13 protein-coding genes and 1 tRNA gene are annotated in these 14,615 nt (G+C 34.4%); 8 read left to right on the top strand and 6 right to left on the bottom strand.

Annotated features, from left to right (window positions below; translation table 11 throughout):
- Positions 1–288 precede the first annotated feature (288 nt).
- From EV197_RS15085 to EV197_RS15110, 6 genes are all read left to right on the top strand, one after another.
- Positions 289–2,712, top strand: a complete 2,424-nt coding sequence (locus tag EV197_RS15085) for a TonB-dependent receptor (RefSeq protein ID WP_130287631.1) — start codon at positions 289–291, stop codon at positions 2,710–2,712.
- A 62-nt stretch (positions 2,713–2,774) separates the two neighbouring features.
- A complete protein-coding gene (locus EV197_RS15090) occupies positions 2,775–3,911 on the top strand; it encodes a PepSY-associated TM helix domain-containing protein (protein ID WP_130287632.1) in 1,137 nt (378 codons plus the stop codon).
- Between the two features lie 254 nt (positions 3,912–4,165).
- On the top strand, positions 4,166–4,687 hold the full coding sequence (locus EV197_RS15095) for a hypothetical protein (RefSeq protein ID WP_130287633.1): 522 nt from the start codon (positions 4,166–4,168) through the stop codon (positions 4,685–4,687).
- Positions 4,688–4,810: 123 nt separating this feature from the next.
- Positions 4,811–5,254 (top strand): hypothetical protein, encoded by a 444-nt coding sequence (locus tag EV197_RS15100; protein ID WP_130287634.1) that lies wholly within the window; start codon positions 4,811–4,813, stop codon positions 5,252–5,254.
- A gap of 124 nt (positions 5,255–5,378) precedes the next feature.
- A complete protein-coding gene (locus EV197_RS15105; protein WP_130287635.1) occupies positions 5,379–5,816 on the top strand; it encodes a hypothetical protein in 438 nt (145 codons plus the stop codon).
- Between the two features lie 81 nt (positions 5,817–5,897).
- Positions 5,898–6,245, top strand: coding sequence for a hypothetical protein (locus EV197_RS15110; protein WP_130287636.1), 348 nt, complete (start codon positions 5,898–5,900; stop codon positions 6,243–6,245).
- 198 nt (positions 6,246–6,443) lie between these two features.
- On the opposite strand, the gene EV197_RS15115 is transcribed toward EV197_RS15110, so the two are convergent.
- The 6 genes from EV197_RS15115 to EV197_RS15140 form a co-directional block, all read right to left on the bottom strand.
- A complete protein-coding gene (locus tag EV197_RS15115) occupies positions 6,444–7,019 on the bottom strand; it encodes a fasciclin domain-containing protein (RefSeq protein ID WP_130287637.1) in 576 nt (191 codons plus the stop codon).
- A gap of 219 nt (positions 7,020–7,238) precedes the next feature.
- Complete coding sequence (locus EV197_RS15120; protein ID WP_130287638.1) at positions 7,239–7,949, bottom strand: Bax inhibitor-1/YccA family protein; 711 nt, start codon at positions 7,947–7,949, stop codon at positions 7,239–7,241.
- Positions 7,950–7,992: 43 nt separating this feature from the next.
- Positions 7,993–8,835 carry a zinc-dependent peptidase gene (locus tag EV197_RS15125; RefSeq protein ID WP_130287639.1) on the bottom strand — a complete coding sequence of 281 codons (843 nt, stop codon included), beginning with the start codon at positions 8,833–8,835 and terminating at the stop codon, positions 7,993–7,995.
- A gap of 120 nt (positions 8,836–8,955) precedes the next feature.
- A tRNA-Val gene (locus EV197_RS15130) sits at positions 8,956–9,030 on the bottom strand.
- A gap of 60 nt (positions 9,031–9,090) precedes the next feature.
- A complete protein-coding gene (locus EV197_RS15135; protein WP_130287640.1) occupies positions 9,091–9,882 on the bottom strand; it encodes a TerC family protein in 792 nt (263 codons plus the stop codon).
- Positions 9,883–9,977: 95 nt separating this feature from the next.
- Positions 9,978–10,163: a CsbD family protein gene (locus EV197_RS15140; protein ID WP_130287641.1), complete on the bottom strand. Its 186-nt coding sequence runs from the start codon at positions 10,161–10,163 to the stop codon at positions 9,978–9,980.
- A gap of 655 nt (positions 10,164–10,818) precedes the next feature.
- On the opposite strand from EV197_RS15140, the gene EV197_RS15145 reads away from it, so the two are divergent.
- Positions 10,819–11,715: a serine hydrolase gene (locus EV197_RS15145; protein ID WP_130287642.1), complete on the top strand. Its 897-nt coding sequence runs from the start codon at positions 10,819–10,821 to the stop codon at positions 11,713–11,715.
- A gap of 45 nt (positions 11,716–11,760) precedes the next feature.
- Positions 11,761–14,598 (top strand): NTP/NDP exchange transporter, encoded by a 2,838-nt coding sequence (locus tag EV197_RS15150; RefSeq protein WP_130287643.1) that lies wholly within the window; start codon positions 11,761–11,763, stop codon positions 14,596–14,598.
- Positions 14,599–14,615: the final 17 nt, after the last annotated feature.

Consider the following 14,615-nt stretch of genomic DNA (forward strand, 5'->3'; position numbering starts at 1 on the left):
ATTCTGAAGAACAAAATCCTCAGAAAGATAACCTTTTTGGCATGTCTCCCTCTGAGGTATGTTAAGAAAATTTGGTTCTAGATATAGTAAGAAGAAAAAAATTACTGCGATAACATTGTTTTACACCACTTCTTTTAGACGTTAAACCAAAAACTAAATGCTAGTAAGAACATAGAATCAATCGGTTAAAAATTCTTATTTAGATTTATTATAAATAATTTGGTGAATCCAAAACTCATGAATATTTTTGCCAAAATTCACTATTTAAATTAAGTCTAAATAAAAACAATGAAGAATTTAGTATCTATACCTATCTTTTTTTTGCTAACTACTTTAGCATTCTCCCAAAACGCGAAGGTTACAGGCACGGTTACAGACAACAATAAAAAACCACTTTTTGGAGTAAACATCTCCTTAGTAAACACCACAAAAGGAACACAAACTAACAAAAAGGGTCACTTTGAAATTTCTACTTCAGAAAACGGAAATCACACACTTTCTATTTCTCATTTAGGATATAGAACAAAAGAAGTGTCAATCACTATTTCCAAAAATCAAACCACAAAATTAGGAACGATAGTACTTGTTGAGGGAAATGAAATATTGAACGAAGTAATTGTCCAAGGAGAACGTCGCAATAAATTTTCTAGAAAGAAAACAGCATACGTAGCCAAACTTCCATTAAAAGATATCGAGAACACACAGGTTTACAGCACCATTACAAACGAACTTTTACAATCGCAAGTCGTAACAAATTTTGACGATGCCCTAAAAAATGCAACCGGAGTCGAGCGTTTATGGGCTTCGACTGGTCGTGGTGGCGATGGTGCAGGATATTATGCGCTACGTGGTTTTTCGGTACAGCCACAACTGGTCAATGGACTTCCTGGACTTACCAATGGAACAATAAATCCGGCAAATATTGAGCGTATCGAGGTTCTTAAAGGACCTTCCGCCACCTTATTTGGAAACGCAGTAAGTTCTTATGGTGGCCTTATAAATGTGGTTACCAAAAAACCTTATATTGGCACAGGTGGTGAATTATCATTCACGTCAGGAACCTATGGACTTAACCAAATTGTTGGAGATTTCAATTCGGCTCTGAGTAAGGACGATAATTTATATTTCAGAGTAAATACAGCATACACTTCAGAACAGAGTTTTCAAGATGCTGGTTTTAGAAGATCATTTTTCGTTGCACCATCGCTTTCTTACAAAGTTAACAACAGGCTTTCATTTTCATTTTACGGAGAAATTACACAATCCGAGCAGACTAATCCAACATTCTTATTCTTAAATAGAAGTGCGCCAACTGCATCCTCTAACCTTGAAGAATTAGGCTACAATAATAAGCTGTCATTTACGAGCAACGATTTAACCTTGGAAAATCCAACGCAGAATTACAGAATTGAAATGGATTACAAATTATCAGACACCTGGCAATCTCAAACGTTGCTTTCAAAAAGCTCAACCTCTACAAAAGGATATTATTCTTATCTCTTTGACTTAGGCATTTTAGAAGGTGACACCTATTCAAGATTTATCAGCAAACAAAATGCTAATACACAAACAACCGACATTCAACAAAACTTTATTGGTGATTTTAATCTCGCATCTTTAAGAAATAGAATAGTTATCGGTTTGGATTATTTCAATGCAACCGAAACAAATAATAATACTGGTTTTGCTTTTTATGGCAATGTAACACCTAATGGAGGCTCAAATGGTGATAATCCATTTACCCCTGAAATTGAAGACACTTCATTTCCACTTTCAACCTCAGGCGTTGATGCAGTTTTAGAATCTCAAGACGTAAGTAATATAAAATCAAAATTTCATATTTATAGCTTGTATGCCTCAGATTTAATTGATATTACAGATAAGTTTTCTGCAATGGTTGGTTTGCGTTTAGACCATTTTGATAACGAAGGTGATTTGGCAAATCCTAATGATGATTTTGACCAAACAACCTTATCACCAAAATTTGGTTTGATATTTCAACCCATTAAAGATCAGTTATCCATTTTTGCAAATTTCCAAAATGGTTTTACTAATGTTGCACCACAACTAGTTGGCAATCCTGATGCCGGACCACAAACCTTACAAACCTTTGACCCGGAACAAGCAAATCAAATAGAGTTTGGTCTTAAAGCCAACCTTTTTAATAATCGTTTAAATGCTACCATAAGTTATTATGATATTAAAGTAAAAGATCGGGTGATAACTGATCCATCCTCTCCTTTCAATAACATTCAAGGAGGAGAAGTGGTAAGCAAAGGATTTGAAATTGAAATCAACGCAAATCCAATACAAGGTTTAAATATTAGAGCTGGGTTTAGCAACAACGACAGCGAAACAACCGAATCTGATAATACTGAAATTTTAAACCGTAGGCCTTTGGAAGCTGGACCCGAAACCTTATATAATTTTTGGGCAAATTATGAATTTCAGGAGGGTGCTTTAGATGGTTTTGGGATGGGTTTAGGTTTTAATGGTGCAAGTGAACGCTTTGCAATAAATTATGAATCTACCGGAGAATTTGTTCTCCCAAGTTATACCATAGCCAATGCTTCAGTTTTTTATCAAGCGGACAAATACAGAATAGGGTTAAAAGTAAACAATGCCTTCAATAAAGAGTATTATACAGGTTGGACAACCATAAACCCACAAATGCCAAGAGCATTATTGGCAAATATTTCATATCAATTTTAATTAGCCACCAGTGAAAAAGAGCAACGCTGTAAAGCGTTGTTCTTTTTAATATTTTTTTAGTAATGACATTCAAAAAATTCATATTTCAGCTTCACAAAATTTTAGGCCTTACCACAGGACTAGTGGTATTTATTGTTGCGATAACCGGTTGCTGTTGGGCTTTTAGGGATGAAATTGAAAGCCTTTATGGTGATTATAAAAAAGTAGCTCCGCAAAATGAAGCTATTTTGACACCTACAAAAGCAAAAGAATTGGCTAAAGAGGTGATTCCTAATCATACAGTCCACGGAACAGTTTATAAAAAAGCCAATGATGCAATCGAAGTTATTTTTTATGATGCAGAACCTGAATTTTACCAAAGTGTTTTTCTAAATCCATATTCTGGAGAAGTCATTCAAGTAGACGACCATCTTTCAGGATTTTTTGCATTTATACTAAAAGGACATATGCGCCTTTGGTTGCCAAAAGCGATTGGCGAGCAAGTTGTCGGAGTATCCATATTAATTTTTCTTTTGATTATCATCTCTGGTTTCTTTTTATGGTTGCCTAAAAAGCGTAAAAATTTAAAACAACGCTTGAAATTTGATTGGAATAAAACTACACGTTGTAAACGAAAAAACTTCGACCTGCATACCATAGTAGGTTTCTATATTTGTTCTTTCGCATTAATTATTGGGTTTACAGGCGCTATGCTATCTTACAACTGGTTAAAATACGTAGTCTATCAATCAACAGGTGGCGAAAAAGAAATGCGTTTTATGATACCTAAAAATCAAAGTGCAAAACTCCTATATAGCGAAACAATCCCTATGGACTATTTGATAGTTAAATTATCAACAGAACATCCAGAAGCAGAAGGATTTGAATTGCACTATCCAAAAAGCAAAGAAGAAAGTATTTACGTAGAAGTTTCCAATAGCAAAGGGCTTTATTACGACTCTGACTTTCGGTTTTTTGACCAAAACACATTAAAAGAAATAGAAACGCCAAGTATTTACGGAAAATATGAAAATGCAAAAGTAGCCGATAAAATTCTTCGCATGAATTATGATATACATATAGGAGCTATCGGCGGAATTGCAGGAAAATTTATTGCATTTTTAGTAAGCCTACTGATTGCAACTTTACCAGTTAGCGGAGTATTATTGTGGTACGGACGGAAGTACAAGAAGAAAAAACTTCAAAAAAATAAAGTTTAGTACCTCACAACCATCCCACTCACTTTTATACCAACACTTAATCAGCTCCACTTAATCTCCCAAATTTGTAGAATAAATCCCCAATCTGCAAATTTTGAGTTCGTCGAATGCTTAATTTCCTGATTTTATGATTGCGTAGGCTTTGCAGCGCCAAGAATTGTCGAGTAAACCTTAATATTGATTAAAAAACGTTTAGTTTTGTGATATAATTATAGTATCTAAGTCCTGTTCATCATTTCGTTACTTAAAAATATTTGAAAAACAGATATAACATAAAATACTTCGTTTTACTAATTGTAATAATTGGGATATCCTATATAGCTCATAATGGTTTTAAAAATTACCAAAAAAATGAGATCATTAAATTCAATAATACTCACCTAACTTTCTCAGACAAGAACTCTAAATTTACCAAAGCTACGAATACAAAAAGAGCATATGATTTCAACAAATCGCTATTGGATTCAATTGCACAAATAAAGGACTCAATTACAGCGATATTTTTGCACCGAACTTCAGAAAAGATTGTCTTTTTCTCGCTAGACAAAGACACATTACACCTAAAAACGGAAAACGGAATTTCTTATAACTATTTTTCTTCCTTGGACAAGGGGAAATACGACAAAGATTTCAATGATTTATTAGTAAATGCATTAAGTCCTTTCCTATCTAAATACAGCATCAAACAAATTGAAATTTACACATTAACTCCAACAGCATATAATAATATTCCACCACCACCTGGTACTTTATCCAACTTTGATTATGAAAAATGATTTGACTAATAAAAACATTTAGATTTGTATTCATAATAGGAAGCTTTAAAAACCAAGGTTATTAAGGCTAATATCAAAGACAATTCATTCACTATGTTGAATAGATCTATAAAACACAAATGGATGCTGCTTCCAGTCCTAACGCTATTGGGACTTATTCTATTTTATAAGTTTATGACATATGATAGAAACTATACTTGGTCTAAAGAGTATTATTTTGAAGTACAAAAAGTGATGACAGGTCTAGACTTTGAAATTGGAGAGCCCATAAAAATTGATCCGAACAGTATTCAACTTTCAACGGAGAAATTAATTAAACTCAAAATTCAAAAAGTATTGAACCGAGTTAACCTTATGAATTATGGTAGCGAACACGGTGAAAAAATTATCCTAAATTCAACTACATCCGAACAGGAAATTATTTTTAAAGGCAGATGCCTAAGTGACCATCTCATCGGAATTGAAATTGAGTATAAAAATTTGGATCCATCTTCATTAGCAAACATAAAACGCTTGTTCAAAAAGCAATTTTCTAATTATGAGATTATATGGAATGAAATACAATAGTTAACTACTCAGAACTGATAAGACATCCTCAAAAGTCGAGAGAATTGATAGAGCTGAGACTTTGCGGAGCGCATTTAAAGTGTTTAACTTTTTTAAGTGACCTAGACAATAAAATAAAAGAAACTTGAGAAAAAGCGACAAATCCAAACATAATATTTCAATTGCGTCTATTAAACGAAGTACTATAAAGCCGCATGATAATTTTAAGTGGACAAAACTCTATGAATCGAATGCTGACTTTTTGTATTCTGGACTAAATCTAAACTTAACAGAAAATGAATTGATCATATGTTCTACTATTATCGATTCTGACAACTACAGTATCTTAACTACTCAAAAATTAATAACAAATCAAAATGGATTAGGATTTTCCGGTAGTTTAATCAATGCCATAGATAAAGGATATGGCGATTTTAAAGGATATCAAGATAAACCGTTAACATTAGGTGTTATCGAACTTGCAAATGGTACTGAATTAAAATACTTTATCGAAACTGGAAGGGCATCTATGATAATGGTTAATGGAATTCGAACACTTATCAGTTTGGAAAAACAAGAATAAAACGATTAGATTTGTGATACAAATGTGTAGTTAAAGAAGCTTTTAGCCTATATTCCTATAACACCTACAAGCTTTATAAAAGTGGATCTAGAAATAGCAAAATATATTGTAAACTACTATCATAAATTTTTCAACGAAAAGGAAAATATTGCGAGCCGTCATCTTAATTCATTATTCAAACTAAATGGAGAATCTCAAAGTTCGCCTCGTTATAAAATTTATAAACGAAAAGGTTGGATAACAACTGACAAGGAAGCCCTAGAATTATTAAAAAATGGAGAAACCGAATTCTTATTGAACACAGCGCAACGAATAGTCAAGGAACATAAAGATGAAATTTTTCTAAATTATTGCCCCAATTGTCAAAAATTGGCAAGAACCCCAAAGGCAAAACAATGTAGACATTGTCAGCATAAGTGGTTTGACTAAATCTAAAACACCTCCTCCGAAAAGTCTCCTGACTATGAGGAATAACTTTTTACCCCGCTCCGCTTAGTTTGATTTCGCCGAACCTTCAATTTACTTACTTCAGAACTTCATATACCAGCTTATAGCTTATAAAACAAAAAAATCGGCTGTTGGTGTACAACCGATTTTTTAACCTTGACTAATTCAAATAAATAACCATTACATGCCTGGTAATACCACGGTATCTACCACATGGATCACCCCATTAGATTGATTTACATCCGCTATGGTTACCGTTGAAACATTGCCAGATGCATCTTTAATTTTCACAGCATCCCCATCCAGCATAGCGGTTAAGGTTCCTCCCTGTACGGTAGTAAATTCAGCCTTTCCACCACCTTTTTTAATCGCCTTTAGGATAGCTTTAGCACTAAACTTACCGGATAGCACATGATAGGTCAATACCGCTTGTAGTTTGGCTTTGTTTTCTGGTTGTAACAGTGTGGCTACGGTACCTTCGGGTAGCTTTTCAAAGGCCATATTTGTCGGTGCAAAAACCGTAAAAGGCCCTTCGCTTTGTAGCGTTTCTACCAACTCCGCCGCCTGCACCGCAGCTACTAGTGTAGTGTGGTCTTTTGAGTTTACCGCATTGGCAACAATAGTTTTGCTAGGATACATCGCAGCACCCCCAACCATTTTGGTGCCTTTCTCCATTTTGTCTTCTTGTGCAGACAAAGTCACGGCACTAAATAACATAACGATTACAGTAATAGATAAAAAATTGAACTTTTTCATAATTGTGTTTTTTTAGTATGATACTCTACTTACGAAAAAAACAAGACGAGGGTTCTCCTTAACAACTTATAGTTTCAACTATTTTTTACACCCTAGCAGTAAGCAACTCATTAACAGCTAATAAAACAAAATGGTATGCACACTTTCCTAAATAGCAGTTATTACCAAAAGAAAAAGCCGGGCTAACCCGGCTTTTTATATACTGAAAAATGTACTATACTAGTCACCACTTAATCTAGATAAAATACTTAAGATATACCAAAACAGTAGCATTAATGAGGCAAATAAGCCTAATGAAGCGGCTACATATTGATCTTCTGAGTATTTATGTACCATATTAGAGGTTTGGTATAAGATCGAACCAGAGGCTAATACCACCATCCCCACACTAAACCAAAGCCCCAGGTTGAATCCAAAAAGCGTACCGGCAACAATTAATCCCATGGCTATAAAAAACCCTATGGTAAGGATAGATCTTAGAAAAGAAAAATCCTTCTTAGTCAGCAAAGCAATTGCTGATAAACCAGTGAATAATGAAAGTGTTAATATCGCTGCCTGACTCAATAGGTCTGCTCCCCCCTGCTCGGCAATAACCATAGCGATAAAAATTAAGGGGATAAAAATAAACGCTTCGGCAACTACATATAATAATAAGGCCAGGTATTGTTTGTTACGATCGTGACTTTTAATCGCCATACGCTCAGCGTAATTGGTGACCAACATAAAACCACCTAACATCAATAGCCACGTCCAACCCTGTGTCATTGATAGCGCTAACTTCATCACGGGCTCTAGTTGAAAAAATAGCCATTCTACAATGATAAAAGCTAGCACGGCCATTGCCAGGTGCGTATAGGTCTTTTTATAAAAAGCTACTCTTTTTTCTTCAGCAAGTGTACTTACTGGTAAAAATTGTTGAATTTCTTCCATCTTAAAAAATAATTTATTGTGGTAAATATAACATATCGATTGGTTATGCGTCTAAAAACTCGTCATAATATCTAAAATTAAGCATCCGTCTTACATATTCATAAATACCCGGAAAATGCGCCTTGAGTGCTTTTGGGGACTCCATAAACACCTCAACCAATACGGCGATAAACTCAAATTTATCGGTATAGGCATAGGAGCGTAATAATCCTGTTTCGATAATTTTATTCCGTAATTCCACAGAGCCCAGATGTTGTTCTAATTCCAAAAAGGTGTCATAAAATATTTCGGCACTTATGCTATTGCTCTTTATGGAATTGTAATGAATGGCATGTGTTATTTCGTGAAACCCAAGATTGACACCTTCCTCTATGGATGCAGGGTTGCTCTTAAAATGTTTCCACGAAAAAACCAAAGCCTTTGACCTGGGATTGAACTCTCCTTTGTGTTCCGTTTGATTTAATATGGAAAAATAGGTAGAAGGATATAAAATCACCGTATTGACGTGATGCAGTAAATAGTGCCGCATCCCAAAGGTTAATTGAATAATCGCTGTACATACTTCCATGATCATCTCATCCGTAATGGCTAAGCCATCTCTACCGACAAATGTTGTTTCTTGGATCAGTTTGGCAACACGATGCTCAAAATATTTTTTTTCTTTTGCTTTAAGTACTTTGTACAGGTCATTTTTGATCAAGTAAGGTTTTAGTCTTTTAGGTAATTTCCGTATCGGAAAATAGAAGTGTACAAAAAAAGGTTTTTGATAGGCTTTAACATACAAGGTCTCCAAATATTTACCTACATAATACACACAAATACCAACTATGGCTACAGTAAGCAAGATTGCTAGCCAGGTGTAGGATGCTGGATCCTTCGGTTGCATACTTATGAATGATAATAGTACTTGCAAAAGACGCTATTGGGACTTGTAGGTTAATAATACCCAAAATAGCGTTTTTAAATGAAATCCTGTGTTAAAATAGAAAATAACGATACGGTCTAGTGAAGTGTATTGGATTCGAACCAATGACCCCTACCCTGTCAAGGTAGTGCTCTGAACCAACTGAGCTAACACTCCATTGTAAAAAACGAAAATACTACTTCTTTGAATACACTAAAAGACTTTGCCTTACAATTTTTATTTTTTTGTATTTTTTCTTAATCTCATATTAAGAAACTCCGTTAACAAAGAAAACGCAATAGCAAAATACAAATACCCCTTAGGTATAGCTCCAATTTCTTGATCAAAAATAACGGTGTGCGATAAATGTGCTGATTCCGTAATTAACATAAACCCGATTAATATCAAAAACGATAAAGCTAACAGCTGCATTGAAGGGTGTTCATTAATAAACTTCCTAATCTTATTGGCAAATAGCAACATGATCAAAATCGAAATGACTACCGCTATAATCATTAAAATCAACGCGTCATTTGCTGTTTCCCCTATTCCATTTGTCATTCCTACTGCTGTTAAGATTGAATCTACAGAAAAAATAAAATCAATAATCAAAATTTGCACAATCGCTTTGGAAAGCGTTGTGATTTTCTTCTTCCTTATTTGTTTTTCATCATGATGAGGCATCTCCACTTTTTCGTGAATTTCTGATGTACTCTTGTACAATAAGAACAACCCACCAAAAAACAAGATCACGCTCTGCCAGCTCAATCCCATTTTTAACCACCCGGTGTTGATATGCCAAAAAGGCTCACTAAGTGCAATTAGGTAAGATACCCCGATTAATAAGCCTATACGCTGCACCATTGCAAGAAGCAACCCCCAATTTGTTGCTTTTTTTTGTTGATGATCTGGTAATTTACTGGCTGCAATAGAGATGAACACAATATTATCAATCCCCAATATAATTTCTAAAAAAGTTAAGGTAAGTAGTGCTACCCAAGCGTCAGCACTTGCTAAAATATCAAACATAGCATCAATTAAAAGTTCGTATGGAAATATAAAGGTAAAAAATAAACCCAATCAATAGTGATGGGTTTATCGTTTTGTTTCAAGAAATTTTGGTTTTACCAATTGCTGATTTCTTCTTTTATCTCTTCTACTGTTTTTCCAGTTTTTTCCTGGATTTTACCTAACATTTCATCAAATTTACCCTCAGCATAGGCAATATCATTATCGGTAACATCTGCATATTTTTGCTTGAAATCACCTTTTATTTGATTCCATTTACCTTTTAATTGGTCAGTATTCATAATAGTATAGTTTTAAAATTCAACAATACCTTAAAATAAAAAACAAAGCCCATTTTTTTTAACTCAATTGAAAGCTATCTTAATCCTTATACCATAAAAAAAGGATTACAGTCGATCATCCGTAATCCAAGCTTAAATGCGTTTTTTAATTCCAGGGATACAACAAATTATCTAGAATGTATTGTTGACTTGCCTAAATTTTGATCGAAAAGGTCATTCTCGGGAATCAGGAAAAAACTTGCTTTATAAATTTAACAAAACAGATTGTTAATTTATACTAATTACAACCAAAACAAATCTTAATAAGCCGATAAAAGCACGGTATTCAATCAACATCAATAGATTTTGGTTACCCATAAGCTCTAAAAATTTGTTTTACAGATGTTTAAATAAAAAATCACTGTTAAATAGTCGTCATTTATTATATTCTACATCATAAAATTCTATTCGTAATTTGCAATGTTTTTGTGGTGTTTTATTATGTATATTAGTTTAAAATTTGAAACTAATATGTACAACAATTTCTAACTGATTTGTATGGTATTGCGCTTTCAAAAAACTAGAAATAAACCCATAATAACGAATAAAATACAGTGACACTACAACACATTAGTAAGCTAAAGAGCTTAAGTCCTACTAAGATAAGCATCTATACATGAAAAAAATAAGAGTACTTCATATGGTAATCCTTTTTATAACCGTCCTTTACCAAGGGATAGGACAAGAATTACCTGTAAAAGTAGATAATGGCAATGCACCACTACGAAGTTTATTACATGTAGAGCTACAAAAAAAACTGGAAAAAGTAATCAGTAACAATCCTGGTTGGAATTCATTGGCCAAAAAAAAGAAAATGGCCGTCGGGCTGGTAGACCTTTCGGATATCAACAACATAAAATTTGCTAGGGTTAATGGTAACGAAATGATGTATGCCGCGAGTTTACCCAAGATTGCAGTTTTATTAGCTGCTATAGATGCTATCGACAAAGGAGAATTAAAAGAAACCCCTGAGGTGAAATCTGATATGTATTTAATGATCAGCAAATCGAACAATCAAGCCACCACAAGGATGATTGATCGGATTGGGTATCGAAGAATAGAAAGAGTACTCACTAGTGACAAGTACAACCTGTATGACGAAGAAACAGGAGGAGGTCTGTGGGTAGGCAAGCGGTATGCTGCTGGGGGACCAACACATCGAGAACCCTTAAAAAATTTAAGTCACGCGGCTACCGTTACGCAAGTCTGTCGTTTTTATTATTTGCTGTTCCAAGGCAAACTCGTTAATGAAAAACGTTCAAAACAGATGTTGGATATTATGAAAGATCCCTCACTACATCATAAATTCGTAAGTGTTATGGACCAAATTGCACCTAAGGCAAAAATTTTTAGAAAATCTGGTACCTGGAAAACGTATCACTCTGATTCTATGCTTGTATGGGGTAATGCCGACAGAAAGTATATTTTAGTCGCACTAGTCGATGATAGTAATGGCGAACGTATTATTAGAGACCTGGTTAAACCAATAGAAAAGATCCTAAACATTAATTAAGTAATTAAGCTAACCTAAAACACACAACCATTCATCCAACACTATATGAGGTTGAAAAGCGCACGATTTGTAAGGGACAAGATTCAATTTCTGTTTGATATAAAGGAAGAAGAGTTTAAAAAGACCGTTCTTCTTCAGCTCAGTCTATTTTTAGTAATTTCAGCTTTACTAATCATTAAACCTTCTATCAGTTCCCTGTTTTTATCAGAATTAGGATCTGATGCACTGCCTTTAGGCTATGTGCTTACGGCTATTGCAGCAATGATTGGCTCATATTTTTATACCCTTTCCCTGAATAAAAATGCCTTAGATAAAATCATAGAAATCACCTTATATGGTTCTATAGCGTTACTCATTATTTTTGGAATCAGCTTTAAAACAGGTATCGCAAAAGGTGCGTTGCTGTACATTCCGTATGTATGGATCGCTATATTTGGATTATTGGTCGCATCTCAATTTTGGGTACTTGCCAATTTGGTGTACAATATCAGAGAAGCGAAACGAATTTTTGGGTACATCGGCTCTGGTGCGATTGCCGGTGGTATTTTTGGCGGGTATGTAACCTCCATCCTTACCCGTTATATCGCCACCGAAGATTTATTATTTGTAGCTGCATTCCTATTACTTCCTACTCTTCCTATTTTAAAATATATTTGGAAGCACGAAGTGCATAAAAACAATGCCTTTCTTTTATCCAAAAGGACAGAAACAACACACGATAATCCCTTTCAAATTATTAGAAAATCAAAGCTTTTATCTCAAATAGCTATCGTTACCGGGATAAGCGTTTTAATCGCAAAGCTGGTAGATTTTCAGTATAGCGATTATGCATCAAGAACGATTGAAGATCCCGAAATGCTGGCTTCTTTCTTTGGATTCTGGTTTTCTACGCTTAGTATTCTTTCCCTTTTAGTTCAATTGTTTTTAACCAAAAGAATCGTGGGAAAATTCGGGGTAGGTAAATCACTGCTTTGGTTGCCTGTAGGCATATTATTGGGATCTACGGTTTTTTTGTTATTTCCACAACTCTGGGTAATCGTCTTTATCAAAGTAGTGGACGGTAGTTTAAAGCAATCGATTAATAAAGCAGCAACTGAGTTATTAGCCATTCCTGTTCCTATAGAGATTAAAAAGAAAACAAAGACTTTCATTGATGTAGTAGTGGATAGCTTCGCTACAGGTCTTGCCGGACTGTCACTGATTTTTTTGATCAATGGATTGGAACTAAATGAAGTCTATATTAGTATAGTGATCGTACTATTATCCTTGGTTTGGATTTATGGTATACTGCAACTAAAAAAAGAATACTTAAACGCCTTTAAGCGGTTATTCATCTCTCACGATGATAAACCACAAAAAAACAAAACTGATATCCCAATCACCTCTATTGTTGATTCCGTAAAAAAAGTACTAATACAAGGCTCGGATGCCCAAATTATTTTTATGCTTAAGAAAATTTTAGAGGTTAAAGACGATCGTTTTTTTGAGGAACTTATTTTTCTACTAGGGCACCTATCTCCACAGATAAGGGCTCTGGCTATTGAAAACCTGTACTTCTTAAGCAGTAAAAATAGCTACAACAATGTGGAGACCTTAATCTATGATCCCGATCAAAAGGTAACCACAAATGCATTTAGATACCTCATCAAATTTCATCAAGGCGATAAGATCGAATTGTTCAATACCTATCTTAATAGTGAAGATCATACCATAGCTAATGCCTGCCTTTTAGGACTATCCCTAGAAGTCAGAAACCATCCAAAATTACAGCAGTTTTTTAATATTGAAAAAAAGATTACTACCCTTATTACTTCTTTAGATGAGGAAACCAATGAAATCTTTAAAAAGCATAAAATCTTAACGCTTTTAGAAGCTGTAGGCAACGCCAATTTAGCTCCATTTTATCATTTTATTGAAAATTACATCCATCACTCTGATTACGAAATCCTCAACAAAGCGCTGTTTGCTGCTTCTAAAACTTTAGATCCTAGATTTATCGATACTATTATAGCTAACTTATCGAAGAAGCAAACCAAAAAAATCGCACAAGAGGCACTATATAACTATGGTGAAAAAATAATTGATGTACTGGTAGCAAAAGTGGTTCATAAAACTATTCCGCTGGATAGCGCCAGAATAATACCTTCGGTAATTGAAAAATTTGGGACTAAAAAAGTAGTCAAGTCGTTATTTACATTGATTGATAATACAGAGCACGAAATTAAAATAGAAGCTATGGATGCGCTTCAACGTTTTAAATGGAAAAATACCACTATTGCTATTAAAGACAAGCTACTGATCTCTAAAATACTTGACGAATGCGAATTGTACCAAAACACATTAGCCTCAATACATACGCAGATCGTTATTGATTACAAAAAGAAAGCAACGCAGACACAAAGTAAAGAAGAAAATTTAGCGCGTTTAGGATTGATCAGTCTATTAGAAAATAGGCTGGACAGACAATTGAAACGCATTTTCAAGTATTTGGGAATGAAATATCCACCAGATGAGATTGATTCCATCCTAGAGGCATTGTTAAAGGGCAAAGAAGAACAGCGGATTCATGCTATTGAATTTTTGGATAATATACTTAACACCCAACTTAAAAAAGAACTGATCCCCATTACTGAGGCCTCTATTGTCAACGCAAGCTACACGGACAAAGTAAAGCTACTCGATATTAAAACGCTAAGCGAACTTGAGTGTTACAAGCTCTTACTACAACGAAAAGATGTCAAATTAAAATTGGCAATTTTATACCTCATTGAACACACTAAGGACAAGCAATTTTTACCCCTAATACAACCCCTAACTGAGGATACGAACAGTATTATCCAATCCCGAAGTCAAGAGGTTTATGAAAAAATATTAAGGGCATAGAATAATCATAACCCCGT

It is taken from the genome of Aquimarina brevivitae (genome assembly GCF_004216895.1).
Lineage (GTDB): Bacteria > Bacteroidota > Bacteroidia > Flavobacteriales > Flavobacteriaceae > Aquimarina > Aquimarina brevivitae.

Excerpts from the sequence above, each read along its gene's own strand:
- EV197_RS15085 (WP_130287631.1), top strand. The coding sequence starts at position 289 with ATGAAGAATTTAGTATCTATACCTATCTTTTTTTTGCTAACTACTTTA.
- EV197_RS15090 (WP_130287632.1), top strand. The coding sequence starts at position 2,775 with ATGACATTCAAAAAATTCATATTTCAGCTTCACAAAATTTTAGGCCTT.
- EV197_RS15100 (WP_130287634.1), top strand. The coding sequence starts at position 4,811 with ATGCTGCTTCCAGTCCTAACGCTATTGGGACTTATTCTATTTTATAAG.
- EV197_RS15115 (WP_130287637.1), bottom strand. The coding sequence starts at position 7,019 with ATGAAAAAGTTCAATTTTTTATCTATTACTGTAATCGTTATGTTATTT.
- EV197_RS15120 (WP_130287638.1), bottom strand. The coding sequence starts at position 7,949 with ATGGAAGAAATTCAACAATTTTTACCAGTAAGTACACTTGCTGAAGAA.
- EV197_RS15125 (WP_130287639.1), bottom strand. The coding sequence starts at position 8,835 with ATGCAACCGAAGGATCCAGCATCCTACACCTGGCTAGCAATCTTGCTT.
- EV197_RS15135 (WP_130287640.1), bottom strand. The coding sequence starts at position 9,882 with ATGTTTGATATTTTAGCAAGTGCTGACGCTTGGGTAGCACTACTTACC.
- EV197_RS15140 (WP_130287641.1), bottom strand. The coding sequence starts at position 10,163 with ATGAATACTGACCAATTAAAAGGTAAATGGAATCAAATAAAAGGTGAT.
- EV197_RS15145 (WP_130287642.1), top strand. The coding sequence starts at position 10,819 with ATGAAAAAAATAAGAGTACTTCATATGGTAATCCTTTTTATAACCGTC.
- EV197_RS15150 (WP_130287643.1), top strand. The coding sequence starts at position 11,761 with ATGAGGTTGAAAAGCGCACGATTTGTAAGGGACAAGATTCAATTTCTG.